This is a genomic window from Kitasatospora purpeofusca, from assembly GCF_000718025.1.
In the GTDB taxonomy this organism is placed as follows: Bacteria; Actinomycetota; Actinomycetes; order Streptomycetales; family Streptomycetaceae; genus Kitasatospora; species Kitasatospora purpeofusca.
The window spans coordinates 154,064-179,198 of record NZ_JODS01000007.1 but is presented as its reverse complement, the minus strand read 5'-3'; the positions used below and the strand labels follow the sequence as shown (position 1 = coordinate 179,198).

Below are 25,135 nucleotides of genomic sequence, written 5' to 3'. Positions count from 1 at the left end.
AACTCCGGATGAGCGGCGGGCGAATCCCCCCGGGCCCGTCGTTCATCCGGACCGCTCCACCCCGCACCACCGCAGTACCTGCACCACCGCCGTACCCGCATCACCGCAGTACCCGCACCACCGCAGTACCCGCTCCACCCGGACCCCGGGTGGCCGGTCGGCCCCCCCGTGCCCACCGTCCACCCGGCCGGACCGGACGGACCGGCCGGCGCACCCCGGAACGCGCCGCCGGTCCGGACGGACCGGACCCCGCCGGCCCGCCCGCCCGCAGTCAGGGCGGGCCGGCACCCGCTCGACCTGCCGAACCGCACCGATCGTGCCCCTCCACCGGGCACGACCACGAGCCGGCGGTCGGGGATCCGCTGCCCGGTTCCCCGGCCGCCACCCCTTCCCGCGGTGGGCCGTCGGCGGACGGGCCGGTCACCCCCGGGGGCTATCGTGCACACGTGCACGAGGCGGTCCGGGACCCCGGACAGGGCCTCTGAGGGGAGCGGTTCCAGGTGATCGGACGCGCGCTGAACGGGCGCTACGAGCTCGTCGAGATACTCGGCGTCGGCGGCATGGCCACCGTGTGGCGCGGGGTGGACCACGTGCTGGGCCGCCAGGTGGCCGTCAAGGTCCTCAACGGGGGGCTCGCCGACGACCCGAGGTTCGCCGAGCGGTTCGGCCGCGAGGCGCAGCACGCCGCGATGCTGGTCCACCCGAGGATCGCCATGGTCTTCGACTCCGGCCTGGACCAGGGCTCGCCGTACATCGTGATGGAGCTGGTGCAGGGCCGGTCGCTGGCCGTGCTGCTGGCCCAGCGCCCGGGGCTGCCGGTCGAGCAGGCGGTCGGGATCGCGGCCGCGGTCTGCGAGGGGCTGGCCCACGCGCACGCGGCGGGCCTGGTGCACCGGGACATCAAGCCCGGCAACATCATGATCACCCACGACGGCGGGGTGAAGGTGGTGGACTTCGGCATCGCCCGCGCTGGCTCCTCGCACAACCTCACCCAGACCGCCTCGGTGCTCGGCACCGCCGCCTACCTGTCGCCCGAGCAGGCCACCGCGAGCCCGGTGGACGGCCGCACCGACCTCTACGCGGTCGGCTGCGTGCTCACCGAGATGCTCACCGGCGCGCCGCCGTTCGAGGCCGAGACCCCGGTGGCGATCGCCTACAAGCACGTCGGTGAACTGCCGCTGCCGCCCTCCGTCCGGCGGCCCGGCCTGCCGCCCGCCCTGGACACGGCGGTGCTGCGCCTCCTCGCCAAGCACCCGGCCGACCGCCCCGCCGACGCCGCCGCCGCGCGGGCCGAACTGCTGGCCTGCGTCCCGGGGCTGGTGCCCGCCGACCCGACCACCGAACTGCTCGCCGCGGCCTTCCCCCAGGCCGTGCCGCCGTCGGCCGACCAGCGGCACACCACCCTCCTGCCGCCGCAGCCGGCGCCGCCGGCCGCCACCTCGGTGATGGCGCCGATCCCGGCCGCCGCTCCGTTCCCGGCGGCCGAGCCGGTGCGGGAGAGCCGCCGCCGGCCGATCGTGTTCGGGGCCCTGGGCCTGGCCGGTGCGGCCGGGGCGGCGATGCTCGCCCTCACCGCCTTCGACGAGCCGTCCAAGCCCGCCGCCGCGCCGTCCGCCCGGCCCACCACGACCGCGCCGGTCACCCCGGCGCCCACCCCGACGCAGGCCCCCGCCCCGACCCCGACGGCCACCACCCCGTCCCCGACGCCCTCGGCCGCCCCCACCACCCAGCCGCCGCACAACCAGGCCCCGCTGGTGCAGATCAACGCCCTGCGCCAGAGCGTCGCGCAGACCCAGGTGGAGAAGGACCGGGCCCGCCAGATCGAGCTGCTCCGCACCCTCGACGAGGCCACCGCCAAGATCAACGAGGGCCGGCCCGACGACGCCGCGAACAAGCTGAAGAGCGCCCAGCGCACCGTCCGCGACCTCGCCAAGCGGCACTCCATCGAGGGGCCGACCTACCAGAACTGGAACTCCCGTCTCTCGGCCCTCATCACCTCCCTCAACGCCACCGCCGACCAGGACGACTGAGCTCCGGGCCGGGTGTCCCGGGGCAGGAGCCGGTCAGGCGCCGAGGAAGCGCTGGAGTTCGTCGAGCAGGTAGTTGGCGCCCGTGCAGCCGATGCCCTGGAACCACAGCTGGTCGTCGACGGGGAAGGCGCGGTGGGCCTTGACGGCCTCCAGGGCCTGCCAGCCGGGGCTCGCGAGGGTGGCGGTGAGGCCGTTGCGCTCCGGGTCGCCGTAGCCGGCGTACAGGAGCAGGTCGCCGTCGGCCCTGGCGAGCTGGTCCGGCGGGAGCTCCTGGTCCGGCCGGTCGGTGTTCTGGGAGTCCGGGCGGGGGACGCCGACGTCGGCGAGGACGGCGCCGGGGAAGGTCTGCCGGCCGTAGAGGCGGATCCCGCCGCCCTCGACGAAGCGGACCAGGCTGACCTTCCGGCCGCCCGCCCTGGCGTTCGCGAGCGCGGCGGTCACCTGGTTGACGTGCCGCTGGTACGAGGCCATGAACGCCGCCGCGGCGTCCTGCCGGCCGAGCGCCTCGGCGTGGGTCTGCAGATCGGCCTTCCAGGCCGCGCCGGTGGTGGCGGTGAGGACGGTCGGGGCGATCGCCCGCAGCTCGTCGTAGCGGCCGCCGTCGCGGGACTGGTTGGAGAGGATGAGGTCGGGCCGCAGCGCGCGGACGGCGGCGAGGTCCGGGGCGCCGATCGGTCCGACGTAGGCGATCGGGGCGAGCCGGGAGGCGGGCCAGTAGTCGGGGAAGGCCGGGTCCGCCGCCGCCCGGGCCGCGCCGACCGGGGTGATGCCGAGGGTGAGCGCGGAGTCCAGTTCGGCGGTGTCCAGCACGACGACCCGCGCGGGTGCCCCGGGCACGGTGACCGGGCCGGTGGCGGTGGCCACGGTGACGCTCGGCGGCGCGGTGGGGGAGGGGGCCTCGGCGGCGGCCGCGAGGTCCATCGGCGGGGGCGCGGCGGGCCGGCCCGTGCAGCCGGTGAGCGCGGCGCCCCCGAGCCCGCCGAGCAGCGCGGTCAGCAGGGTGCGGCGGGTGATCGGGGACATCGGCACCTCGGGCGGCTCGGACAGCGCAGACGGGCGGAAGGACACGGCAGCGCGTCGATTATGTCCGAATTGGTGCGTAAAAAGCGGCTATGCGTCCACGGTGGCCGCCCACGGCGCGCCCGGCACCACCAGCGGAGTGCCGGTCACCGGGTCCGGCACCACCACCGACTCCAGCCCGAACACCTCGCGCACCAGCTCCGCCGTGACCACCTCGGCCGGCGGTCCCTGGGCGACGATCCGCCCGTCCTTCATCGCCACCAGGTGGTCGGCGTACCGGGCCGCCTGGTTGAGGTCGTGCAGCACCGCGACGACCGTCCGGCCGCGTTCCACGTTCAGCCGCCGGACCAGGTCCAGCACCTCCACCTGGTGCGCGATGTCCAGGAAGGTGGTCGGCTCGTCCAGCAGCAGGATGTCCGTGCCCTGGGCGAGCGCCATGGCGATCCAGACCCGCTGCCGCTGCCCGCCGGACAGCTCGTCCACACCGCGTTCGGCCAGCTCGGCGGTCGAGGTGCGCTCCAGCGCCTCGGCGACCGCGGCCTCGTCCTCCGCCGACCACTGCTGCCACCAGCTCTGGTGCGGCTGGCGGCCGCGCGACACCAGGTCGGCGACCGCGATGCCCTCGGGGGCGGACGGCGACTGCGGCAGCAGCCCGATCCGCCGGGCGATCCGCTTGGTGGGGACGCGGGCCAGCTCCTCGCCGTCCAGCAGCACCGCGCCGCGGACCGGCTTCAGCAGCCGCCCCAGCGCGCGCAGCAGGGTGGACTTGCCGCAGGCGTTGGGGCCGACGATCACGGTCACCCGGCCGTCCGGGATCCGCAGGTCGAGCCCCTCGGCGACGGTGCGGGCCTCGTAGGCGAGCGTCAGGTCCCGCGCCTCCAGGCGGTGGGACACCCGCTGCACGGGCTCGGCGGACTCGGTGTCGGGCAGCATCGGGGCCTCCACGGCTCAGGAACCTCCACGGCGGGAGCGGATCAGCAGCCACATCAGGTACGGCGCGCCGACCAGCCCGGTCACCACACCGACCGGCAGCTCGACGGGCGCCAGCAGCCGGCGGGCCAGCAGGTCGGCGAGCACCACGACCAGCGCGCCGGTCAGCGCCGAGCAGAACAGCGGGATCTGGACCGACCGGGCCAGCCGCACGGCGATCTGCGGGGCCATCAGCGCCACGAAGTCCACCGGTCCGGCGGCGCCCGCCGCGCAGGAGGCGAGCACCACGCCGAGCAGGGCCATGCCGAGCCGGATCCGGTCCAGCCGCAGCCCCAGGCCGACGGCGGTGGCGTCGTCGAAGGAGATCGAGCGCTGGGCCCGCGCCGCCCACAACGCCACCGGCACTGCGGCCAGCAGCACCCAGGCCAGCCAGCCGGCCTGGTCGTACCCGGAGCCGTTCAGGCTGCCGGTCATCCACACCTTGGCGGCCTGCGCCTGGAAGCCGTCCCCCTTGGTCAGGAACACCGAGGTCAGGGAGGAGAGCGCGACCGAGACACCGATGCCGATCAGCACGAAGCGCTGGGCGTGCAGCCCGCGCCGCCAGGCCAGCAGGTACACCAGCAGCCCGGCCGCCAGCCCGCCCGCGACGGCCGCGTACGGCACCTGGCCGGTGGAGTCGACCACGCCGTAGGCCAGCAGGCCGACCACGGTGGCGGTGGCGCCCCAGGAGACACCGACCACGTCCGGGCTGGCCAGCGGATTGCGGGCGACGGTCTGGATGAGTGCCCCGGCCAGTCCGAGCGCGGTGCCGGCCAGCAGGCCGACCACCACCCGGGGCAGCCGGAACTCGCCCACCACCAGCTCGTGCGGGCTCGGCTGCCCGAGCACCACCTTCAGCACCTCGCCGGGCGCCACGGTGGACTCGCCCAGGCAGAGCGAGGCGACGACGGTGGCGGCCAGCGCGAGCAGCAGGCCGAGCGCGGCGAGGGCCGCGCGCCGGTGCAGCAGGAAGGAGGCCGGTCCGGCCCGCAGCACGGTGTAGCCGCGCAGGGCGACGGTGCTCATGCGGCCACCACCTTCCGCCGCCGGACCAGCGCGACCAGCACCGGGACGCCGACCAGGGCGGTCATCACCCCGGCCGGCACCTCGGAGGGCGGGAACAGCACCCGGCCGAGCGTGTCGGCGAGCAGCAGCAGCGCGGGGCCGAGCACGGCCGAGAGGGCCAGCACCCAGCGGTGGTCCGCCCCGGCCACCGCGCGCGCGGCGTGCGGCACGGCCAGGCCGACGAAGGCGACCGGCCCGGCCGCCGCGACCGCCGACCCGGTCAGCACGGTGGCTCCGAGTGCGCCGACCGCGCGGACCGGTCCGGTCCGCGCGCCGAGGCCCTTGGCGGTGTCGTCGCCGAGCGCCAGCGCGTCCAGCCCGCGCGCCACCGACAGGACCAGCACCGTGCCGACGGCCAGGAACGGCAGCAGCTGCCGGGCGACGTCCGCGTCCCGCCCGGAGAGCGAGCCGACGTGCCAGAACCGGAACTGGTCCATCGCGGCAGCGTCGGTGGTGAGCACCAGGGTGTTGAGGGAGGCGATGAACGCGGAGATCGCCGCGCCGGCCAGCGCCAGCTTGACCGGCGAGGTACCGCCCCGGCCGCGTCCGGCGAGCCCGTACACCAGGACGGTGGCGAGCACCGCGCCGGCGAAGCCGAACCAGACGTACCCGGTGAGCGTGGAGACCCCGAACACGGAGATCGCCACCACCACGCCGGCCGCCGCGCCCTGGCTGACGCCGAGGATGCCGGGGTCGGCGATCGGGTTGCGGGTGATGCCCTGCATGACGGTGCCGGCCAGGCCGAGCGCCGCGCCGACCGCGAGGCCGACGACGGTGCGTGGCAGCCGCAGCTCGCGGATCACCACGGCGTTGGTGCTGTCCCCGCCGTGCAGCAGGGCGTCGACGGTGTCGCCGAACGGGACGGTGCGGCTGCCGACCGCCAGGCTCAGCAGCACCGCACCGGCCAGCAGGGCCAGCGCGGCGGCGAGCCACAGTATTCGGCGGCGCAGCAGCCGGGCTCTTCCGGGTGCGGTGGTGTCGGTCATGGCTCTCTCTCGCAGATAGCTCAGGCAAACCTAAGTTCCGCGTCGAAGCCGGGGCAAATCCCCCCGCCCGCCGAGGCCGAGGCCGCGGCCGGGCGTCGGGCCGGCCGGGCCGGTTGGATAGCCTGACGGCATGCCTGTGACCTCGGACGTCCCGCTGACCGTGGGTTTCGACCTCGACATGACGCTGCTCGACACCCGGCCCGGGATCCGGGCCACCTATCTGGCGCTGTCCGCCGAGACCGGCACCGCCATCGACGCCGACCTGGTGGTCACCCGGCTCGGGCCGCCGCTCCTCGACGAACTGCGCAACTGGTTCCCGGCGGAGGAGCTGGACGCGGTCGCCCACCGCTACCGCACCCTCTACCGGGACCACGCCTTCGCGCCGACGGTCGCCCTGCCGGGCGCGCACGCCGCCCTGGACGCGGTCCGCGCCCACGGCGGCCGGGTCGCGGTCATCACCGGCAAGTACGAGCCGAACGCCCGGCTCCACCTGGAGCACGCGGGACTGAGCGCGGACGCGCTGGTCGGCGACCTGTGGGCGGAGACCAAGGGCGTGGCCCTGCGCGAGCACGGCGCCACCGTCTACGTCGGCGACCACCTCGGCGACATCCGGGGCGCCAAGCACGCGGACGCGGTGGCGGTGGGCGTGGCGACCGGCCCGTACGGCGCCGAGGAGCTGCTGGCGGCCGGCGCGGACGTGGTGCTGCCCGACCTCACGGCCTTCCCGGCCTGGCTCGACGGGCACCTGGCCGCCCGCTGAGGCCAGTGTCGGCGCCAGAGCCGGTGCCCCGAGCCGGTGCCCCGTGCCGACCCCGTGCGGCGGCGCCGTCAGGCGTCGGCGCGGACCCGGCGCCGCTGGGCGCGCGCGGAGAGCAGCAGACCGGTCAGGGCGAGCAGGAAGCCGAGCGGCATCAGCATGCTCAGCCAGTACGCGGCCGACGGCAGCGGCGTCAGGTGCAGGAACAGCGGCACGAAGGTCACCAGGGTGGCGAGCGCGCCGATGCCGAAGACGATCGTGCCGGCCTTGACGTAGACGTCGCCTCGGTCGGCGCTCTGGCTGCCGACGCTGCTCGCGCTGCTCACGGGGCTTGCTCCTCTGCGGCGGGGTTCGGCCGCGGCGGCGGGTCCGGCGGCCGTCCCAGTCTCGCAGAGCCGCCCGGGACGCGGGCCGCCGCGGTACCGCCGGGGCGGCCCCGGAAGCGCTTCGCGGGCGAGCGGTCCCGTCACGTTGCGCAGTTTTCCGGGCGCTGGGAGTTTTGATCCCTGCTGGGCGGGGGTATGCAGGCTGTGCCGAGGGGTGCGATCAGTGCGCCCCGTTCTCTCCGACCGGAGGTGTGAGCCAGTGGACAGCGTCGAGTCGCGCCCGGGTCATGCCGATTCCGGGTCGCGCGTGGCCGTCGGGGCTCCGTACGGAACTTTCGCGGAACGCGGATGAGACAGTGACGGACCGTTAGTCTGCTCCTTACAGTGTGCTGATCGTGCGCGCCCCGCAGGGCGCGTCCCCCGGGTCGGCCCGCTCTCCCACCCAGTGATCCCCGGCCAGGGCCGGGATCCCTCATACCCACATCGAGGACTGTTCGAGATGCCCACCGGCCAGGTCAAGTGGTTCAACGAGACGAAGGGCTTCGGCTTCCTGTCGCGCGACGACGGCGGCGATGTCTTCGTCCACACCAAGGCGCTGCCCGCCGGAATCACGTCGCTCAAGCCGGGGCAGCGGGTCGAGTTCGGCGTGGTCGCCGGGCACCGCGGCGACCAGGCGATGCAGGTCCAGCTGCTGGAGGCGCTGCCCTCGGTGGCCGCCGCCCAGCGCAAGAGCCCGGACGACATGGCGGCGCTGGTCCAGGACCTCATCACGATGATGGACGCGGTACTGCCGGGGCTCCAGCACGGCCGCTACCCCGCCAAGCCGGCCGGGCAGAAGCTCGCCGTCCTGCTGCGCGCGGTGGCCGAGCAGTTCGACGTATGAGTCACCCGCCCGACCGGCGACGGTCGGGCGGGCGGCGGCTCAGAAGTCCAGCGCACCCGGGCCGAGCGGGGGGACCAGGCCCTCCGCGGCGGCCCGGGTGAGCAGCGCGCGGACGGCCGCGTGCCCCTCCTCGCCGAGCTCCGCGGTGAACTCGTTGACATAGAGCGCGATGTGCTGGTCGGCGACGTCCGGGTCCATCTCCTGGGCGTGCTCCAGCACGTACCGGCGGCTGGCCTCCGGGTCGTCCCAGGCCTGTCGGACGGAGGCGCGGATCGCCTCGGTGAGCGCGCGCAGCCGCTCCGCGCCGAGCGAGCGCCGGGCGATGATGGCGCCGAGCGGGATCGGCAGGCCGGTCTCCCGCTCCCAGGCCTCGCCCATGTCGGCCAGGCTGCGCAGACCGTAGTTCCGGTAGGTGAACCGGGCCTCGTGGATGACCAGGCCGGCGTCCACCCGGCCGTCCCGCACGGCGGGCATGATCTCGTGGAACGGCAGCACCACGATCCGGCCCAGGCCGCCCGGTACCGCCTTCGCCGCCCACAGCCGGAACAGCAGGTAGGCGGTGGACCGCTCGGAGGGGACGGCGACGGTCTTCCCGCTCAGGTCGTCCCCGCTGTCCGGGCGGGTGAGCACCAGCGGGCCGCAGCCGCGACCGAGCGCACCGCCGCAGGGCAGCAGGGTGTACTCGTCCAGCACCCAGGGCAGGGCGGCGTAGCTGACCTTGAGGACGTCCAGCTCGCCGCGCTCGGCCAGGCCGTTGGTGACGTCGATGTCGGCGAAGGTGACCTCGGGGGCGTCCGCGCCCGGGACCAGGCCGTGCGACCAGGCGTGGAAGACGAAGGTGTCGTTGGGGCAGGGTGAGTAGGCGACGCTCAGCCGTTCAGCCACGGCCGGCCTCCTTCGGCGCTCGGCGCGGTCCGGGCGGGTCGGCCCGGTGGGACTGCGGTTGCCCGGCGGCCCGCGGCCCGGTCGCCACCGGGTCCGACGGGGTCTGCGGGGTCTGCGGGGGCTGGGCAATCGGCGGGGTCTGCGGGTCCAGGGCCGGCAGGACCGGCAGGGCCAGCAGGGCCGGCCAGGGCAGGGCGGCGAAGGCCCGCTCCAGCGCGCCGAGGGCCTCGCCGATCCGCCAGGCGGACCGGTCGCGCGGGCCCACCGGGTTGGAGACGGTGCGCAGCTCGAACGCCGGTACCCCGTGCCGGGCGGCGGCCTCGGCGACCCCGAAGCCCTCCATCGCCTCGGCCACCGCGTCCGGGTGGCGGGCGGTCAGGGCGGCGGCGCGCCCGGCGCTGCCGGTCACGGTGGAGACGGTCAGCACGGCGCCGGTGGCCAGGGTGTCCACCCCGGCGGCCCGCAGCGCCTCGGCGACCAGCGCCACGGTGGCCGGCGCCGGGGTGTGCCGGACGGTCCCGAAGCCCAGCTCGGTGACGTCGGCGAAGCCTTCCGGGGTCTCGGCGCCCAGGTCGGCGGCGACGATCGCGTCGGCGACCACGGTGGTGCCGACCGGCGCCCCAGGGGCGAAGCCGCCGGCGATCCCGGCGGAGACCACCAGGTCGTACCGGTCACCGGCGGGTGCGGAGAGCGCCGTGAGCGCAGTGGCGGCGGCGGCCGCCGCGGCGCCCGGGCCGACCCCGCCGGCCAGCACGTCCACCGTCGCGCCGGAGGGGTGCGCGACCCGGTCCAGCGCGCCCCCGGGCAGCGGCACCCGCCGGGCCGTGCCACCGAGGCCGCGCAGCACGGCCTCGGCCTCGGCCGGCACCGCGACGACGACGAGCAGCCGGGCCCGCGCGGGGCCCGACTGCTCGTCGGGAAGTCGTACCGTCACCGGTCGACCGTCAGCTGTCCTGGGTGTTCAGCTGGAAGTACCACACGCCGTAGATCGCGTCCGGCTGCTTCGGGTCGCTCTCGACCACGGTGACCAGGGTCTTGCCGGAGGAGTTGAGCGCCTTGCTGGCCGGCACCGAGCCCGAGTAGGTGGCGTCCTTGGCCGCGGTGGCCAGGATGAACCGGCCGCCCTGCGCCTGCTGGCCGCCGTTGGTGTTGGCCCACCAGCCGCGGTCGGCCACGTCGGGGCTCACGCCGACGCCGATCCGGTCGCTCATGGTGACGTCGGACTTGGGGAGGGTGCCCTCGTCCAGAGCCTTGCCGGCCTTGTCCTGGCACTCCTCCTGCTGCTGCTCGGTCAGCGGCTTGCCCTCGTTGAAGCAGAAGGGGTCCTTGACCGTCGAGGAGTTGCCGACGACCAGCGTGACGCGGTGGTCGCTGATCTCGTGCTGGCTGGACGCGAAGGCAATGGACCCGCCGACCGTGCCGGCGGCGATGACGACGACGGCGCCGAGGCCGGCGATGACGCGGGTGCTGAGGCTCATGCGTCAGAGGCTACCGGGCTTTCGCGATCACGCTACGCGGGGGTCGGCAACCGCGTGTTGTCCCCGGACGTCGCCCCGGACGTCGCCCCGGGCGCGGGCCGGCGCGGCGGCCGCTCACGCCACCCGGGGCGCGGCGGGCCGGTGGCGCACACCCACCCGCAGGAGCGAGCGGAACGTCCACAGCAGCACCGCGCCGACTACGGCGGCGGCCACCGAGAGACCCAGCGCGCCGTTCAGCGGCAGCAGGATGCCGACCGCGCCGCCCGCCACCCAGGACATCTGGAGCAGGGTCTCCGAGCGGGCGAAGGCCGAGGTCCGCACCGACTCGGGCACGTCCCGCTGGATCAGCGCGTCCAGCGACAGCTTGCCCAGCGAGGCCGCCATCCCGGCCGCCGCGGCCACCGTCACCACGGTGACGGTGCTGTACCAGAGCGCGGCGGCGGCGGTGGCGCAGCCGGCCAGCAGCAGCATCGCGGTGACCGTCATCTCCGGGCTGCGGGGCCGCAGCCACGACCCGAGCGCCGAACCGATCGCGTTGCCCGTCCCCGCGGCCAGCGCCACCAGCCCGAGCGCCAGGGTCGGCTGCAGGCCGCCGATCGGCTCCTCGCGGAGCAGGAACGCCAGGAACATCACCAGGAAGCCGACCAGCCAGCGCATCGCCGCCATCGCCCGCAGGGCCAGGATCACCGAGGGCCCGACGGTGCGCAGCGAGGCCTTGGGCCGCTGCCCCGCGGCCGGCTCCGGCGGGGGCTCCGGCGCGGGGGCGTTCCGGCCGTGCAGGACGCCGTGGTGGCCCGGCGGGTGCTCCTCGGCGTGCAGCACGGCCCGCTGCTCGCCCTTGGCCGAGTCCACCGTGTGCGGCAGGTGGAAGGCCATCAGGGTGCCGGCCACGAAGACCAGGAAGGCGCCGCGCAGCGGCCAGCCGGGACCGATGAGGTGCAGCAGCCCGCCGACCCCGGCCGCGACCATGGTGGCCAGCAGCCCGGCCAGGGTGACCCGGGAGTTCGCCTTCACCAGCGACAGCCGGCTGGGCAGCAGCCGGGGCACCACGACGCTGCGCACCACCCCGTACGCCTTGGACGCGACCAGGACGCCGAGCGCCTCCGGGTAGAGCGCCAGCCCGCCGCCGGTCACCACGCCGGCCATGGTCCAGGCGAGCACCGCGCGGGCCAGCATCGACATCGCCATGGCGGCCCGGCGGCCGTGCGGCAGCCGGTCCAGCAGCGGGCCGATCACCGGGGCCAGCAGGGCGAACGGCGCCATGGTGACGAGGAGGTAGAGCGCCACCCGGCCGCGGGCCTCGCCGGTCGGTACCGAGAAGAAGATCGTGGAGGCGAGCGCCACGGTGATGAGCATGTCCCCGAACGCGTTCAGGGCGTGCAGCTCGATCAGCTTGGCCAGGCCGGACTCGCCGGCGCCCTCGGCGGCGGTGGCCCGGCGGATCCGGCGGCCGGTGCCGTGCACCACCTTGCCGGTCCGGGATCCGGCGGCGGAGGCGGTGCGGACCAGGAAGTGCCGGCGCTGCTCCTCGCCGTCGCCGTCGTCCTGTTCGTCGTGCCCGTCCGGCCCGTCCCGGTCGTCCGGCGGGTCCTGGCCGCCGCCCGCCGCCGTCCCCACCGGGGCCGGGGCAGGGCCGTCCGGTCCGTCCGCAGGGGCGCCGGCCGACTCTGCGGCGGGCAGTGAGGAGGGGTCCACCGACCGCGGTTCCCCCGCGGCGTGGACCGGAGACTGCTGTCGCGGCACGGCGTTCGCTTCGTCGGGGCTGCCGGCCTGCGAGGCGTGCAGTGCGTGCTGCGACGGTTTCTCGTCCGCCACATGCCCATCCTGCCCCAGAATCGGGAGGACGACGCGGGATTCCGCTCCGCGCCGCGCGAGCGGGGGCCGCCGTTCCCGTCCCGGACGCCCCGGATCCACTCCGGAACGCCCCGGACTGTGCCCGGTGGCCGACCGGCGGGTAGCCTGCCCAGAGTCCGCCCGAGTGCCCGACCGGCGCCGGCGGACCGGACCAGCGGCGCGGCCGGTATCCGCGGCAGGCCGCAGTCGCGCAGAATGGACGAGGGAATCCGAGCCGCGACGGAAAAGGCAACTCGCCGTGGGCGACAGAAGAAATGGGAGAGAATCGACGCCGTGAGTGCAGCGATGCGAAGCCGTACCCCTGATCGGCTCTGTGCCGAGGCCGTCGAACTCGCCCGTCAGGCCGCCGAGGACGCTGTCGGTGCCGAGACCGTCGGGGGGCACCTGGGTGTCCAGGCCGAGACCGACCGTGTCGTGACCCACACCTTCGAGTGCCTGGACGCGGCCTACCGCGGCTGGCACTGGGCGGTCACGGTGGCGCGCGCACCGAGGGCCAAGAACGTGACGCTGGACGAGGTCGTCCTGCTGCCGGGCCCCGACGCCGTGCTGGCCCCGCAGTGGGTGCCGTGGAGCGAGCGGCTGCGCCCGGGCGACATGGGCCCCGGCGACCTGCTCCCCACCGACGCCGACGACGTGCGGCTGGAGCCGGGCTGGAGCGGCGAGGACGAGCCCGCGCCGAACTCCGCGCTGGCCCAGGCCGCCCAGGAGGACGTGCTGGTCAGCGACGACCCGGCGGTCCAGCCGGCCCCGGTCCGGGCCCAGATCCGGGCCGTCGCCGACGAGCTGGGCATGGGCCGCAGCCGGGTGCTGTCCCGGCTCGGCCTGCACCTGGCCGCCGACCGCTGGGAGAAGGCCCACGGCGCGCAGACGCCGATGGCGCAGTCCGCCCCGGCCGGCTGTGTCACCTGCGGCTTCCTGATCCCCATCGGCGGCTCGCTGGGCCAGGCCTTCGGGGTCTGCGGCAACGAGTTCGGTCCGGCCGACGGCCAGATCGTCTCCTTCGCCTACGGCTGCGGCGGGCACTCCGAGGCGGCCGTCATCCCGGCCCCGCCGGCGCCGGCCGCGCTGATCCTGGACGAGCTGGTGGTCGAGCCGCTGACGCTGCACCCCGACCGGCTCTCCGGCTCGGTCGAGCCCGACGCCCCCACCGAGGAGCTCGGCCACTCCTAGGGATCGTCACGTCCGGCGGCCCGTCCCACCCCGTGGGGCGGGCCGCCGTCGTCCCCGCCGCGGTCCGGGCGGGCCGGCTGCTCCGGGGGTGTGTCCGGGACTGTCCCCGCGGCAGGGAAGAATGCCCCCCGTAGGGCACAACAGGGCGGCGGAAGGCGGCAGGTCCAGTGGAACCTCGGATTCTCGGCAGCGGCACGGACGAGCGCCTCGCGGACCCCTTCGGCAGTGCCGAACTGCGTCGCCGGGTGCTGGACGCCTGGGCCGCCTCCCCGGCCAGGTTCCGGGAGGACGCCAACGCCGAGGAGGAGCTGGCCCTCGGCGGCTACCGCGACCGGCTGGTCGTCGAGCTGGCGCAGAACGCCGCCGACGCCGCCGTCCGCGCCGGGCAGGGACCGGGCCGGCTCCGGCTCACCCTGGCCGACGGCGTGCTGGCCGCCGCGAACACCGGTGCGCCGCTGGACGCGGCGGCCGTCGAGTCGCTCTCCACCCTGCGAGCCTCCTCCAAGCGCGGCGACCGGGACAGCACCGTCGGCCGGTTCGGGGTCGGCTTCGCCGCCGTCCTCGCGGTCACCGACGAGCCCGCCGTGCTCGGCGCGGCCGGCGGTGTGCGCTGGTCGCTCGGCGAGGCCAGGTCGCTGGCCGAGGCGCAGCCCGTCCTGGACGAGGAGCTGCGCCGCCGGGACGGCCATGTGCCGCTGCTGCGGCTGCCGTTCGCCGCCGAGGGCCCCGCGCCCGACGGGTACGACACGGTGGTGGTGCTGCCGCTGCGCGACGCGGCCGCCGAGGACCTCACCCGCCGGCTGCTGGCCGGCATCGACGACGCGCTGCTGCTCACCCTGCCCGGCCTGGCCGAGGTCGTGGTGGAGACCTCGGACGGCACCCGCACCCTGACCCGCTCGGCCGCCGCGCCGCGTCCGGACGCGGCCCTCCCGGCGCCGTCCGGCCGGGCCACCGGGGCGGAGATCAGCGAGGTCACCATCACCGACGACGCCGACGGGCAGCCGCGGCGCACCGTCTGGCAGACCGTCGGGGCGGCCGGACCGCTCGACGTCGAGCTGCTCGCCGACCGGCCCACCGAGGAGCGCGCCCGCCCGCACTGGACGGTGACCTGGGCGGTACCGGTCTCCGACGGCGGGGACCCGCAGCGGCCGGCGATCGCCCCGGTGCTGCACGCGCCCACCCCGAGCGACGAGCCGCTGGACCTGCCCGCGCTGCTGATCGCCTCCTACCCGCTGGACTCCACCCGGCGGCACGTCGCCCCCGGCGCGCTCGCCGACTTCCTCACCGAGCGGGCCGCCGACGCCTACGCCGAGCTGCTGCGCGCCCGCGGCGGCGACCTCGGCTCGCTCGGCCTGGTGCCCGGGCCGCTCGGCCGGGGCGCGCTGGACAACGCGCTGCGCGCCGCCGTGCTCTCCCGGCTGCCCGGGACGCCGTTCCTGCCGCACCCGGCGCCGGTCGAGGAGGGCACCCCGGCGCTGCGGCCCCGGGACGCCACCCTGCTGGAGGGCGCGGACGGCTCGGTGGTCGAGGCGCTGGCGCCGATCTTCCCCGGCCTGCTGCCGGCCGGTCTGGAACGCCGCACCGAGCTGCGGGTGCTGAATGTGCGCCGGGTCCCGCTCGCCGAGGTGGTCGACCAGCTGGGCGGCCTGGACCGGGAGCCGGCCTGGTGGCGCAACCTGTACGCGGCGCTCGGCGGCGCCGATCCGGAGGCGCTCGGCGCGCTGCCGGTGCCGCTCGCCGACGGGCGGACGGTCACCGGTCCGCGCCGGGTCCTGCTGCCCTCCGACGACGCCGACTGGGCGGCCTTCCCCGGCTACCCGGAGGCGCTGGCCGACGCGCTCGCGGTGCTCGACCTGCGGCTCGCCCACCCGGAGGCCTCCCACCCGCTGCTGGCCAAGCTGGGCGCGGGCGCGGCCACCCCCGCCGGGGTGCTGGACACGCCCGAGGTGCGGGCCGCCGTCCTGCGCTCCTACGAGCTGGCCGAGGACGACCCGGACGCCGCCGCCGACCTCGCCGACGCCGTGCTGGCGCTCGTCCGGGCCGCCGCCCCGGCCTCCGGCGAGCACCCGTGGCTGGGCCGGCTGGCCCTGCTCGACGACGAGGGCGAGCCCGCCCGGGCCGGTGAGCTCCTGCTTCCCGACAGCCCGTTCGCCGCGCTGGCGCGCGAGGACGACGCCGCCTGGGTGGACGACGAGCTGCTGGAGCGCTGGGGCCCGGAGGTGCTGGCCGCGGTCGGCGTGCTCGCCGAGTTCGCGCTGGTCCGGGCCGAGGACGTGGTGCTCGACCCGGACGACCTGGAGCGGCTCGACCCCACCGCGCCCGCCGACCGGGCGGCCGGCGGCCACCCCACCGGGCTGATCGACGAGGCTCCGGACGGACTGGCCGACTGGGCCGAGGACGCGCTGGAGGCGCTGCACGCCGACGACGGGGACACGATCGGTGTTCCGCCGGTCGCCGCCGAGCTGCTCGTCGTCCGCGATCTGGACCTGGTGGACGACGACGCCTGGCCGCAGGCGCTCGCCACGCTGGCCCGCCCGCCGTACCGGGACGCCGTGGTCACCCCCGTCCGCACCCTGCTGCCGGACGGCTCGTACGCCGACCTGCCGCCGTACACCGCTTGGTGGCTGCGCGACCATCCGGTGCTGGACGGCCGCGAGCCCGCCGGGCTGCGCGCGGCCGGCGCGGACCCGCTGCTGCGCGGCCTCTACGACGAGGCCCGCACCACCCTGGACGAGCAGTTCCTGCACGCGCTGGGGGTGCGCACCACGCTGGCCGCGCTGCTCGCCGAGCCGCACGGTCCGGACGAGGTGCTGGACCGGCTGACCGACCCGGACGCCGAGATCGGGCACCGCCAGCTGCACGGCATCCACAGCGCGCTGGCCCGGGTCGGCACGGACCGGATCGAGGCGCTGGACGTGGTCAGGGCGGTCCCGCCGATGGACCGCGCCACCGGGCGGCGGCCGGACCGGACCGTGGTGGTGGACGCCACCGAGGCGGTCGTCGCGGACGCCCCCGACCTGGTCGAGCTGCTGCACGACCACCCGCTGTTGCCGGTCGCCCCGGCGCTGGCCGCGGACCTCGCCGAGCGGTTGCACGTCTCGCTGGCCAGCGAGGTGGCCGGCGGGCGGGTGCTCTCCCAGGGTGCGCTGCACCGGGTGCCGGCGGTGGTGCGGGAACTGCTGCCCGGCTGCCCGGTGGCGTACGAGGAGCACGAGGAGCTGCTGGTGGTCGGCCCGGACGGGGAGGAGGCGGCCGTCGACTGGCGTTGGGACGGCGCGGCGGACACCCCGGAGGCGCCGTACGACCCGGAGTCGGCCGAGGAGGCCGACGAGGACGACGAGTTCGAGCTGCCGCCGGTGCCCGGGCTGCTGCACGCGGCCACCCCGGAGGGGCTGGCCGCGGGCCTGGCCTGGTCGGTGGGGCAGTGGCACCGCCGATTCGAGGTGCTGGCCGCACTGAGCGAGCCGGACCGGGCCTACGAGCTGTCCGCGGCCCGGGACTTCGAGGGCTGACGGGACGCCGGAGCCGGAGCCGCCGACGAGGGCGGGTCCGGCTCCGGCGCGTCCGGTTCTCGTCGGTCGGGAACGGCCCCGGTCAGGAGCAACGTCGGTCGGGAACGGCGCCGGTCAGGAGCGGGAGCCGGAGCGGGTCCGGCCGCGGGCGATCATCCGCAGGTAGAGCGCGAGCGTGCTCAGCACCCAGGTGGCGGTGAGCACCGCCGCCACCGCCTTGGTCAGCAGCGGGCCCGCCTCGATGTGCGCGAGCGCACCGACCCCCACCAGCAGCCCGGCCAGCAGCCCGGTGACCAGCAGTCCGCCCAGGAAGGCCGCGAAGGCCTCCAGTTCCCCGCCCCTGCGCCCCATCGCGGTACCCCCCGTCGCCGAACCCCTCCGGTTCGTGGCTCAATCATCGAGCCGGCGCCGCATGATCCGCCAGACCACTTCCAGCACCAGCCCGGCGGTCACCGCGATGCCCACCCCGAGCCACGGGTCCCGGGTGCCGGACAGCGAGAGCTGGAAGAAGTCGGAGAGCCACGGCACGGTCATCACCAGCGCGAAGCCGCCGCACATGGTGGCGATCAGCAGCACCCGCCACCAGTTGTACGGGCGGGCCACGATCGCCAGCACCCAGATGGCGACCAGGAACAGCGTCAGGGTGGCCACGCTGGTGTCCGACTCGAGGTCGGTGGCGTGGTTGGCCCGGGCCAGCGCGTACGCGGTGAAGGTCGCCGTGCCGGCGATGACGCCGCCCGGGATCGCCAGCCGCAGCACCCGGCGCACGAAGCCGGTGCGGGCGCGCTCGTTGTTGGGCGCGAGCGCCAGGAAGAAGGCCGGCACACCGATCGTCAGGGTGGACAGCACGGTGGAGTGCCGGGGCAGGAACGGGTACGGCGAGTGGGTGAAGATCACCAGCAGCGCCAGCAGCACCGAGTAGACCGTCTTGACCAGGAACAGCCCGGCCACCCGCTCGATGTTGCCGATCACCCGGCGGCCCTCGGCGACCACCGAGGGCATCACCGCGAAGGAGTTGTTCAGCAGCACGATCTGGGCGACCGCCTTGGTCGCGTCGCTGCCGCTGCCCATCGCCACGCCGATGTCCGCGTCCTTGAGCGCCAGCACGTCGTTGACGCCGTCGCCGGTCATCGCCACGGTGTGCCCGCGCGCCTGGAGCGCGCCGACCAGCTCGCGCTTCTGCTGCGGGGTGACCCGGCCGAAGACGGTGGTGCGCTCGGCGAGGTCGGCCAGCGCCTCCGGCTCGCGGGGCAGGGTGCGGGCGTCCACCGGATGGTCGGCGCCGGGCAGGCCGAGGTGGGCGGCGACCGCGCCGACCGAGACGGCCGCGTCGCCGGAGATCACCTTCGCCTCGACCTGCTGGCTCTCGAAGTAGCGCAGGGTGTCGGCGGCGTCCTCGCGCAGCCGCTGCTGGAGCACCACCAGGGCGAGCGGGCGCAGTCCGGCGGCCGGGTCCGGGGCGTCCAGCGGGACGGGTGTGCGGCCGAGCAGCAGGACCCGCAGGCCCTGGGCGCCCAGCTCGTCGACCTCGGCCAGCGCCGGGTGGCCGGCCGGCAGCAGGACGTCGGGCGCGCCGAGCAGCCAGCTGGCCTCGCCGCCGCGCGGCTCCAGCAGCTGGACGCCGCTCCACTTGCGGGCGGAGGAGAACGGCATCGCCTCGATCACCCGCCAGCCGCCACGGGCCCCGGGGGCTCCCCGGCCGGCCTCCGGGCCGTCGCCGTCGGGGGACTGCGGGCCGCCGACCGCGGCGTCCCGGCCGGTGGTCTCCCGGCCGTCGCCGTAGGCGTCGATGACGGCCTGCATGGACGCGTTGGGGCGGGCGTCGGCCCCGGCCATCACCGCCAGCGCCTGCTCGACGGTCTCCTTGAGGGTGCCCCGGTCGTCCAGCGCGCCGCGCTCGTCGGCGGCCCCGGCGTCCCCGCCGTCCGCGTCGGCGCCGAGCACCCGCAGGTCCACCAGGTCCATGCCGCCCTCGGTGAGGGTGCCGGTCTTGTCCAGGCAGACGGTGTTCACCCGGGCCAGGCCCTCGATCGCGGGCAGCTCCTGGACCAGGCACTGCTTGCGGCCCAGCCGGATCACCCCGATCGCGAAGGCCACCGAGGTCAGCAGCACCAGGCCCTCGGGCACCATCGGCACGATCCCGGCGATCATCCGGCGGACCGCCTCGCGCCAGTCGCGGCCCTCCACCGCCAGCTGGCTGATGATCAGACCGACCGCGGTCGGGATCAGCAGCCAGGTGATGAACCGCAGGATGCTGTCGATGCCGCTGCGCAGCTCCGACTTCACCAGCGTGAACCGGCTGGCCTCCTCGGCCAGCTGCGCCGCGTACGCCTCGCGGCCGACCTTGGTGGCGGTGAAGGTGCCCGCGCCGGCCACCACGAAGCTGCCGGACATCACCTGGTCGCCGGGCTGCTTGAGGACCGGGTCGGGCTCGCCGGTGAGCAGGGACTCGTCGATCTCCAGACCGTCCGCCTCGGTGACCTCGCCGTCGACGATCACCTTGTCCCCGATGCCCAGCAGCACGGTGTCGTCCAGCACGATCTCGCCGACGGCGATCTGCTGGACCGTGCCGTCGCGGCGGACCTGCGGTCGGGCCTCGCCGATCAGCGCCAGGCTGTCCAGGGTCTTCTTGGCGCGCAGCTCCTGGATGATGCCGATCGCCGTGTTGGCGACGATGACCAGGCCGAAGAGGCCGTCCTGGATCGGGCCGACGACCAGGATGATCGCGAACATCACGCCGATGATCGCGTTGAAGCGGGTGAAGACGTTGGCCCGGACGATCTCCTTGGTGGAGCGGCTGGAGCGGACCGGTACGTCGTTGACGTCGCCCCGGGCGACCCGTTCGGCCACCTCGGCGGCGGTGAGACCGCCGCGCCGGCCGGGCAGCAGCCCGAGCGGGTGGGCACCGTCGGGCTTCTCCCCGGCGGCCGGGGCCGCGGTCGGCCGGTCCTCGGCGGGCTGCGCAGGCTGCGTCATGGCACCGACTCTACGGGCGCCTTATGTCCGATGCGTGCTACTAAAGGACTATTCAGTCCGACCGGGTGGCCGGGTCCCCGCCGTTCCCCTCCGGGGCCGTGCGCGGCGACCGCTCGGCCGTCCCCGGGGTGCCCGTCGCACCCGTCGTCCCCGCCTCGGCGGCCCGGCTCCGGGCGATGGCGTCCCGGCGGGCCCGGCAGTACCAGAGGCCGATCAGACCGAGGCCGCCGCCGGCCAGGCAGATCCACGGCCAGTTGCCGTGGCCGTGGTCGGAGAGGGTCCCCCAGAAGGGGAGCAGGACGACGAACGCCACGAACCAGAGCACCGTCCCGCCGCCGACGATCGCGACGTCATTGGCCTCCAGCGGTGGAGGGGAGGGGTGCGATGGCGTCTTGGGCATGGGCCCTAGGGTACGGGTGCGGCGGGCGTTCGATCGATTTCCTGTGCGGACTGTCCGGGGTCGTCCCGATCCACTCCGGTCTACGCGCGAAGATAGCGAACCGGCGATTGCGGAACTCATACTTGTCATTCCGGTTGGCCGGGGCACGCCCAGGACATCGTGCTTCGTGCCCGTCCGACCGGATCGCCCGGCCGCAGTCGCTCGGGCGGCTCCCCCCTCTCCTCCGCCCCCACAGAGGACGCAGCATGCCCGTGGCCCAGCCGACCACCGAGTCGCCCGAGCCCGCCCAGCCCGACGCGCCGAAGCCCCCGACCGGCGCCCTGGACCGCTACTTCCGGATCGGCGAGCGCGGCTCCACCCTGTCGCGCGAGATCCGCGGCGGTATCGCCACCTTCTTCACCATGGCCTACATCCTGGTGCTGAACCCGATCATCCTGGCCAGCGCCACCGACATGACCGGCGCCCACCTGGACAACACCCAGCTGGTCACCGCCACCGCGCTCACCGCCGGTCTGACCACGCTGCTGATGGGTGTGATCGGCAACGTCCCGATCGGCCTGGCCGCCGGCCTCGGCGTCAACACCATCGTGGCCCTCCAGCTCGCGCCGAAGATGACCTGGCCGGACGCGATGGGCATGGTGGTGCTGGCCGGCTTCGCGATCATGATCCTGGTCGCCACCGGCCTGCGCGAGCGGGTGATGAACGCCGTCCCGCTCGGCCTGCGCAAGGGCATCGCCATCGGCATCGGCCTGTTCATCAGCCTGGTCGGCCTGGTCGACGCCGGCTTCGTCACCCGGATGCCCGACGCCGCCCACACCACCGTGCCGCTCCAGCTCGGCACCGGCGGCCACCTGCTCGGCTGGCCGGTCCTGGTCTTCGTGCTCGGCCTGCTGCTGACCCTGGTCCTGATCGTCCGCAAGGTGCCGGGCGCGATCCTGGTCTCCATCGCGGTGATGACCGTCGTCGCCGTCGTCATCGACAAGCTCGCGGACCTGCCCGCCAGCGCCTGGGGCCTGACCGTCCCGGCCTGGCCCGGCAGCCCGGTCGCCAAGCCGGACTTCGGCCTGGTCGGCGAGGTCAGCCTGTTCGGCGGCTTCGAGAAGGTCGGCGTCCTGACCGGCGTCCTCTTCGTCTTCACCGTGCTGATGTCCTGCTTCTTCGACGCGATGGGCACCATCCTCGGCGTGGCCGACGAGGCCCACCTGCTGGACGAGAAGGGCGACCTGCCGGGCATCAACAAGGTGCTGATGATCGACGGCATCGCCACCGCGGCGGGCGGCGCGACCTCCTCCTCCGCGAACACCTGCTTCGTCGAGTCCACCGCGGGTGTCGGCGAGGGCGCGCGCACCGGCTTCGCCTCGATCGTCACCGGCGCCCTGTTCATGGTGGCGCTCTTCTTCTCCCCGCTCGCCAAGATGGTCCCCGCCCAGGCCGCGACTCCCGCCCTGGTCGCCGTCGGCTTCCTGATCCTGGCCAACTCGATCAAGGAGATCGACTGGGCCGACTACACGATCGCGATCCCGGCGTTCCTGACCATCGTGATGATGCCGTTCACCTACAGCATCACCAACGGCATCGGCTTCGGCTTCATCGCCTTCTGCGTGCTGCGCCTCGCCGCCGGCCGGGGCCGGGAGGTGCCGGTCGCGATGTACGCGGTCTCGGCGGTCTTCGCCTTCTACTACCTGATGCCGGCCCTCGGTCTGCTCTGAGACCGGACGCCGGTCGGTCCCGGGCCCTCTCCGCACCGCGGGGAGGGCCCTCGGCGTGCCGCCCTGCCGTCCTGCCGGTCGCCGGTCGCCGGGGTGCTCGGGGGGCGAACGCGGTCGGTCAGGAGACGAAGACGCGGATGCCGGAGAGCTGGACGGCGCGGTTGACGATGTGGACGATCCGGGCCGGTGGGGTGTTCACGGCCTCGTCGGAGAGGCCGGGGACATCGACGGCGTGGGTCCGCTGCCCCAGGGGGTGCGGGAAGCCGGTGACCACCCAGCGGCCCCCGAGCGGGGAGGTCGGGTCGACGGTCCAGGCCCAGTGGCCCTCGAAGGCGTTGATCATGAACTCGCCCGCGACGCACAACAGCAGGGCGCGGAGCCGGTGGGCCGCTTCCTCGTCGGCCGGGGTGTCGAGCCCTTCCTCGGCGAGCTGCTCGTCGATCAGGCGTACGGCCAGCGCGGGGTCGGTCCGCATCAGGTCGGGGCTCGCCCCGATGGTGCCGAGGATGTGTGCGGTGTACTCCCGGCCGTCCTCGGTCCATGCGACCGGGTCCGGGTGGTAGGCGTGGGTGTCGGTCGGATCCGTCATACGACGTGATTGTGCAGGTGGTGTCCGCCGGGACGCCGGGCGGGTCAGCCCCAGATGAGGTCCTCGGCCGGCGGGGCGATGACGGTGATCGGCCGGGCCTCGACAGTGGTGGTGGTCTGCGTGGCGGTCTGCCCGGTGGCGGCCAGTCCGGCCAGGGCGACGAGGGCGAAGGTGGCGACCGCGGCGGCCTTGGCGATGACGGTGCGGAACATGGTGGTGGTCCTCTCGGGTGTGCAGCGGCTGGGTCCCGGAGGCCGCATCCCGCGGTGACGCCTCCTCCGGTGCCGTCCGGGGCCTGGCCCCTTCCGGCAGACACCAGCTTCGTCGCAGCTCAGCCCGGGTGGAAGGCCCGGCCGGTGGACGGAAACGGCCCTGGACCGTTCCGGTCAGGGGTGCCGGAAGCGGCCAGCAGCCGCTCGTAGAACGGGGTGACGAGCGGGACGGCGACCCGGTCGGCCCGCCAGCCCAGGAGCTCCGGGAGCGATCCCAGCGCCGTCCGGCAGAACTCCGTCGCGCGGCTCTCGGCCTCGGCGAGCGAGTCGGTGAGGAGGAACAGGCCGAGCACCGGGTCGGGCACGGCGTCGCGGTGGAGCACGAGGTGCTCGATCCGGTCCTCCGGGCGTACCAGGGCCGACAGGAGCTCGCGAGTGTCCGGGGGGAGGACGGCCTCCGGTTCGGGGTGCCGCAGGACGGTGTGCACGAGATACATGAAGCCAAGGGTGCTGAAGCGGGCGATCGGTGTGGAGTGGTTCAACCCGGACACTTCAGGCCCTGGCCGGAAGCGTCCACGAGGTGCCCTGGTCGGGGGTTCGGAGGGTGTGGAAGGATCGCACGCGTAGCGAACACGATTTCGTCACGGGGGAACGGACATGCTGACCGCACTGGGGCTGGACGCTGTCGCGGAGTCCGTCTACCGGGCCATGCTGGCCCACTCGGGGGACGGCGTGGCCGCGCTGGCCGATCGCCTGTCCCTGGCCGAGCCGCAGGTCAGGACCGCCCTGGACCACCTGAGCGAGCTGGCCCTGCTGCGGCCCTCCGCCGAGCGGCCCGGTTCCCTGCGCGCGGTCTCCCCGGACGTCGGGATGGAGATCCTGATGGCGCGGCAGCAGGCCGAGCTGGCCGCCGCGCAGGCCAGGATCGAGGCCTCCCGGGCCGCGGCGGCGCAGCTCATCGCCGACTACGCCGACCTGCGGCCGGAGGCGAACACGCCCGACGTCGAGCAACTGGTCGGGCTCGACCGGATCCGCGACCGGCTGAGCCGCTTCTCCAACGAGGCGCGCGAGGAGATCATGACCTTCGCGCCGGACGGCGGCCAGAGGCCGGAGAACATCGAGGCGGCCAAGCCGCTCAACCGCGCGCTGGCCGACCGCGGCGTGCGGATGCGCACCGTCTACCTGGACAGTGTCCGCAACAGCCCGCACACCGTCGAGTACGTGAACTGGCTGGCCGCCCTCGGCGGCCAGGTCCGGACCGTGCCCGAACTGCCGACCCGCATGATCGTCGTCGACCGGGCGACCGCCGTCATCCCGGTGCGCAGCGACGACACGGCGGCCGGTGCCGTCGTACTGACCGGCCAGGGGATGCTGACCGCGCTCTGCGCGCTGTTCGAGACCGTCTGGGCCGGAGCGCAGCCGCTGGGGGCCGTCGCCCGGCTCGACCGGAACGGCCTCACCGCCCAGGAGCGCACCGCGCTCGCGCTGCTGGCCGAAGGGCACACCGACGACGCCATCGCCAAGCGGCTGGGTGTCTCCCCGCGCACCGCCCGCCGCATCGCCACCGACCTGATGGAGCGCCTCGAGGCCCGCAGCCGCTTCCAGGCCGGCGCCCGCGCGGCCCGGGCGGGCTGGCTGTCGTAGCGCAGCCCGCACGCCGGCTGCGGCGTGTGGGGACGGAGGGCGTGAACCGGCCGGGTTCGCGCCCTCCGTCGTTCGGCCGAGGCCACGGCCGGTGCCCGGGGTGTCAGTGGACGCAGTACTCGTTGCCCTCCGGGTCCTGCATGACCACCCAGGAGCCGCCCGGTTCGGCGACCTCGTGGAGGCTGGTGGCGCCGAGGGATTCCAGGCGGGCGACGGTGGTGGCGCGGGCGTCCGGGCCGGGGTGGAGGTCGAGGTGGAGGCGGTTCTTGCCCTGCTTCGGCTCGGGGACGCGCTGGAAGAGGATGCGGCGGCCGAGACCGGTGCCGGAGACGGGGTCGTGCGGGTCCTCCGGGTGGCGGACGGCGGCGAGGGTGAGCCAGGCGTGGCGGCCGTCGACCTCGGTGATCTGGGCCCGGGTGACCGCGCCGGCGGACAGCAGGTTGCCGATCAGGGTGCTGTGGTTCTCGACGGTGTAGTCGAGGGCGGCGCCCCAGAAGGCGGCCTGGCGGTGCGGGTCGGCGGCGTCGATGACGAGCTTCCAGTGCATGGGCATGTAACCGGTTATAGGGGTTGCGGGTCGTCCGGGGCAAGAGGAGGCGTCAAAAAGGTCGCGGTGTAGCGGAGTTGACCGGGGGCATACTCCGGGCGAGACGGGGGAGGGGAGCGGTTC

The 25,135-nt window shown here is 75.1% G+C and carries 23 protein-coding genes; 7 read left to right on the top strand and 16 right to left on the bottom strand.

Annotated elements, in window-relative coordinates; genetic code table 11:
• The first annotated feature begins 500 nt into the window (after positions 1–500).
• Positions 501–2,030 (top strand): protein kinase domain-containing protein, encoded by a 1,530-nt coding sequence (locus IF01_RS0113505; RefSeq protein WP_051755290.1) that lies wholly within the window; start codon positions 501–503, stop codon positions 2,028–2,030.
• Between the two features lie 33 nt (positions 2,031–2,063).
• Here the strand turns inward: IF01_RS0113505 and IF01_RS0113500 are convergent, their stop codons facing one another.
• The 4 genes from IF01_RS0113500 to IF01_RS0113485 all read right to left on the bottom strand — a co-directional run bounded on the left by IF01_RS0113500 (position 2,064) and on the right by IF01_RS0113485 (position 6,070).
• Positions 2,064–3,053, bottom strand: coding sequence for an ABC transporter substrate-binding protein (locus tag IF01_RS0113500; RefSeq protein WP_030393606.1), 990 nt, complete (start codon positions 3,051–3,053; stop codon positions 2,064–2,066).
• An 87-nt stretch (positions 3,054–3,140) separates the two neighbouring features.
• Positions 3,141–3,983, bottom strand: coding sequence for an ABC transporter ATP-binding protein (locus IF01_RS0113495; protein ID WP_030393605.1), 843 nt, complete (start codon positions 3,981–3,983; stop codon positions 3,141–3,143).
• Positions 3,984–3,998: 15 nt separating this feature from the next.
• Complete coding sequence (locus IF01_RS0113490) at positions 3,999–5,045, bottom strand: FecCD family ABC transporter permease (protein ID WP_030393604.1); 1,047 nt, start codon at positions 5,043–5,045, stop codon at positions 3,999–4,001.
• Positions 5,042–6,070 (bottom strand): FecCD family ABC transporter permease, encoded by a 1,029-nt coding sequence (locus tag IF01_RS0113485; RefSeq protein WP_030393603.1) that lies wholly within the window; start codon positions 6,068–6,070, stop codon positions 5,042–5,044. Before IF01_RS0113485 ends, IF01_RS0113490 begins: the two co-directional genes overlap by 4 nt.
• Before the next feature lie 130 nt (positions 6,071–6,200).
• Between IF01_RS0113485 and IF01_RS0113480 the strand changes: the two genes are divergently transcribed.
• Positions 6,201–6,830, top strand: coding sequence for an HAD family hydrolase (locus tag IF01_RS0113480; protein ID WP_030393602.1), 630 nt, complete (start codon positions 6,201–6,203; stop codon positions 6,828–6,830).
• A 68-nt stretch (positions 6,831–6,898) separates the two neighbouring features.
• Here the strand turns inward: IF01_RS0113480 and IF01_RS0113475 are convergent, their stop codons facing one another.
• The gene (locus IF01_RS0113475; protein ID WP_030393601.1) at positions 6,899–7,153 is read right to left on the bottom strand and encodes a hypothetical protein; all 255 of its coding nucleotides are present in this window, start codon (positions 7,151–7,153) and stop codon (positions 6,899–6,901) included.
• A gap of 499 nt (positions 7,154–7,652) precedes the next feature.
• Here IF01_RS0113475 and IF01_RS50975 point away from each other — a divergent pair, with 499 nt between their 5' ends.
• Positions 7,653–8,036, top strand: coding sequence for a cold-shock protein (locus IF01_RS50975; protein ID WP_030393600.1), 384 nt, complete (start codon positions 7,653–7,655; stop codon positions 8,034–8,036).
• A 39-nt stretch (positions 8,037–8,075) separates the two neighbouring features.
• On the opposite strand, the gene IF01_RS0113465 is transcribed toward IF01_RS50975, so the two are convergent.
• The 4 genes from IF01_RS0113465 to IF01_RS0113450 form a co-directional block, all read right to left on the bottom strand.
• Positions 8,076–8,921: a 1,4-dihydroxy-6-naphtoate synthase gene (locus IF01_RS0113465; RefSeq protein WP_030393599.1), complete on the bottom strand. Its 846-nt coding sequence runs from the start codon at positions 8,919–8,921 to the stop codon at positions 8,076–8,078.
• Positions 8,914–9,855, bottom strand: a complete 942-nt coding sequence (locus tag IF01_RS0113460; RefSeq protein ID WP_063764202.1) for a futalosine hydrolase — start codon at positions 9,853–9,855, stop codon at positions 8,914–8,916. The genes IF01_RS0113465 and IF01_RS0113460 overlap by 8 nt, the downstream gene beginning before the upstream one ends.
• Positions 9,856–9,865: 10 nt before the next feature.
• Positions 9,866–10,399: a hypothetical protein gene (locus tag IF01_RS0113455; RefSeq protein WP_030393597.1), complete on the bottom strand. Its 534-nt coding sequence runs from the start codon at positions 10,397–10,399 to the stop codon at positions 9,866–9,868.
• A gap of 114 nt (positions 10,400–10,513) precedes the next feature.
• Entirely contained in the window at positions 10,514–11,842 is a 1,329-nt protein-coding gene (locus IF01_RS0113450) for an MFS transporter (protein WP_037779782.1), read from the bottom strand.
• 696 nt (positions 11,843–12,538) lie between these two features.
• On the opposite strand from IF01_RS0113450, the gene IF01_RS0113445 reads away from it, so the two are divergent.
• Together IF01_RS0113445 and IF01_RS0113440 are read left to right on the top strand one after the other, a co-directional pair.
• On the top strand, positions 12,539–13,423 hold the full coding sequence (locus IF01_RS0113445) for a DUF3027 domain-containing protein (protein WP_030393595.1): 885 nt from the start codon (positions 12,539–12,541) through the stop codon (positions 13,421–13,423).
• A gap of 167 nt (positions 13,424–13,590) precedes the next feature.
• Entirely contained in the window at positions 13,591–16,935 is a 3,345-nt protein-coding gene (locus tag IF01_RS0113440) for a sacsin N-terminal ATP-binding-like domain-containing protein (RefSeq protein ID WP_078879924.1), read from the top strand.
• A 114-nt stretch (positions 16,936–17,049) separates the two neighbouring features.
• Here the strand turns inward: IF01_RS0113440 and IF01_RS0113435 are convergent, their stop codons facing one another.
• Genes IF01_RS0113435 through IF01_RS0113425 form a run of 3 tightly spaced genes read right to left on the bottom strand, consistent with a single transcriptional unit; the run spans position 17,050 to position 20,311 of the window.
• Entirely contained in the window at positions 17,050–17,286 is a 237-nt protein-coding gene (locus IF01_RS0113435; RefSeq protein WP_030393593.1) for a hypothetical protein, read from the bottom strand.
• 39 nt (positions 17,287–17,325) lie between these two features.
• The gene (locus IF01_RS0113430; RefSeq protein ID WP_030393592.1) at positions 17,326–19,911 is read right to left on the bottom strand and encodes an HAD-IC family P-type ATPase; all 2,586 of its coding nucleotides are present in this window, start codon (positions 19,909–19,911) and stop codon (positions 17,326–17,328) included.
• 52 nt (positions 19,912–19,963) lie between these two features.
• A complete protein-coding gene (locus tag IF01_RS0113425) occupies positions 19,964–20,311 on the bottom strand; it encodes a DUF2530 domain-containing protein (protein WP_078879923.1) in 348 nt (115 codons plus the stop codon).
• A gap of 245 nt (positions 20,312–20,556) precedes the next feature.
• On the opposite strand from IF01_RS0113425, the gene IF01_RS0113420 reads away from it, so the two are divergent.
• Positions 20,557–22,020 carry an NCS2 family permease gene (locus IF01_RS0113420; RefSeq protein WP_030393590.1) on the top strand — a complete coding sequence of 488 codons (1,464 nt, stop codon included), beginning with the start codon at positions 20,557–20,559 and terminating at the stop codon, positions 22,018–22,020.
• A 118-nt stretch (positions 22,021–22,138) separates the two neighbouring features.
• Here the strand turns inward: IF01_RS0113420 and IF01_RS0113415 are convergent, their stop codons facing one another.
• The 3 genes from IF01_RS0113415 to IF01_RS43870 all read right to left on the bottom strand — a co-directional run bounded on the left by IF01_RS0113415 (position 22,139) and on the right by IF01_RS43870 (position 23,318).
• Positions 22,139–22,609 carry a hypothetical protein gene (locus IF01_RS0113415; RefSeq protein WP_030393589.1) on the bottom strand — a complete coding sequence of 157 codons (471 nt, stop codon included), beginning with the start codon at positions 22,607–22,609 and terminating at the stop codon, positions 22,139–22,141.
• Positions 22,610–22,653: 44 nt separating this feature from the next.
• Positions 22,654–22,821, bottom strand: coding sequence for a hypothetical protein (locus IF01_RS48210; protein ID WP_157855214.1), 168 nt, complete (start codon positions 22,819–22,821; stop codon positions 22,654–22,656).
• A 119-nt stretch (positions 22,822–22,940) separates the two neighbouring features.
• A complete protein-coding gene (locus IF01_RS43870; RefSeq protein WP_157855213.1) occupies positions 22,941–23,318 on the bottom strand; it encodes a hypothetical protein in 378 nt (125 codons plus the stop codon).
• Positions 23,319–23,478: 160 nt separating this feature from the next.
• Between IF01_RS43870 and IF01_RS0113400 the strand changes: the two genes are divergently transcribed.
• Entirely contained in the window at positions 23,479–24,465 is a 987-nt protein-coding gene (locus tag IF01_RS0113400) for a helix-turn-helix transcriptional regulator (RefSeq protein ID WP_030393587.1), read from the top strand.
• 103 nt (positions 24,466–24,568) lie between these two features.
• Here IF01_RS0113400 and IF01_RS0113395 read toward each other — a convergent pair whose 3' ends face one another.
• Positions 24,569–25,012, bottom strand: a complete 444-nt coding sequence (locus IF01_RS0113395; protein ID WP_030393586.1) for a VOC family protein — start codon at positions 25,010–25,012, stop codon at positions 24,569–24,571.
• Positions 25,013–25,135: the final 123 nt, after the last annotated feature.

Coding starts and splice junctions, on each gene's coding strand:
- IF01_RS0113500 (WP_030393606.1), bottom strand. CDS start 3,053: ATGTCCCCGATCACCCGCCGCACCCTGCTGACCGCGCTGCTCGGCGGG.
- IF01_RS0113495 (WP_030393605.1), bottom strand. CDS start 3,983: ATGCTGCCCGACACCGAGTCCGCCGAGCCCGTGCAGCGGGTGTCCCAC.
- IF01_RS0113490 (WP_030393604.1), bottom strand. CDS start 5,045: ATGAGCACCGTCGCCCTGCGCGGCTACACCGTGCTGCGGGCCGGACCG.
- IF01_RS0113485 (WP_030393603.1), bottom strand. CDS start 6,070: ATGACCGACACCACCGCACCCGGAAGAGCCCGGCTGCTGCGCCGCCGA.
- IF01_RS0113480 (WP_030393602.1), top strand. CDS start 6,201: ATGCCTGTGACCTCGGACGTCCCGCTGACCGTGGGTTTCGACCTCGAC.
- IF01_RS50975 (WP_030393600.1), top strand. CDS start 7,653: ATGCCCACCGGCCAGGTCAAGTGGTTCAACGAGACGAAGGGCTTCGGC.
- IF01_RS0113455 (WP_030393597.1), bottom strand. CDS start 10,399: ATGAGCCTCAGCACCCGCGTCATCGCCGGCCTCGGCGCCGTCGTCGTC.
- IF01_RS0113445 (WP_030393595.1), top strand. CDS start 12,539: ATGCGAAGCCGTACCCCTGATCGGCTCTGTGCCGAGGCCGTCGAACTC.
- IF01_RS0113435 (WP_030393593.1), bottom strand. CDS start 17,286: ATGGGGCGCAGGGGCGGGGAACTGGAGGCCTTCGCGGCCTTCCTGGGC.
- IF01_RS0113430 (WP_030393592.1), bottom strand. CDS start 19,911: ATGACGCAGCCTGCGCAGCCCGCCGAGGACCGGCCGACCGCGGCCCCG.
- IF01_RS0113425 (WP_078879923.1), bottom strand. CDS start 20,311: ATGCCCAAGACGCCATCGCACCCCTCCCCTCCACCGCTGGAGGCCAAT.
- IF01_RS0113420 (WP_030393590.1), top strand. CDS start 20,557: ATGCCCGTGGCCCAGCCGACCACCGAGTCGCCCGAGCCCGCCCAGCCC.
- IF01_RS0113415 (WP_030393589.1), bottom strand. CDS start 22,609: ATGACGGATCCGACCGACACCCACGCCTACCACCCGGACCCGGTCGCA.
- IF01_RS48210 (WP_157855214.1), bottom strand. CDS start 22,821: ATGTTCCGCACCGTCATCGCCAAGGCCGCCGCGGTCGCCACCTTCGCC.
- IF01_RS43870 (WP_157855213.1), bottom strand. CDS start 23,318: ATGTATCTCGTGCACACCGTCCTGCGGCACCCCGAACCGGAGGCCGTC.
- IF01_RS0113400 (WP_030393587.1), top strand. CDS start 23,479: ATGCTGACCGCACTGGGGCTGGACGCTGTCGCGGAGTCCGTCTACCGG.
- IF01_RS0113395 (WP_030393586.1), bottom strand. CDS start 25,012: ATGCACTGGAAGCTCGTCATCGACGCCGCCGACCCGCACCGCCAGGCC.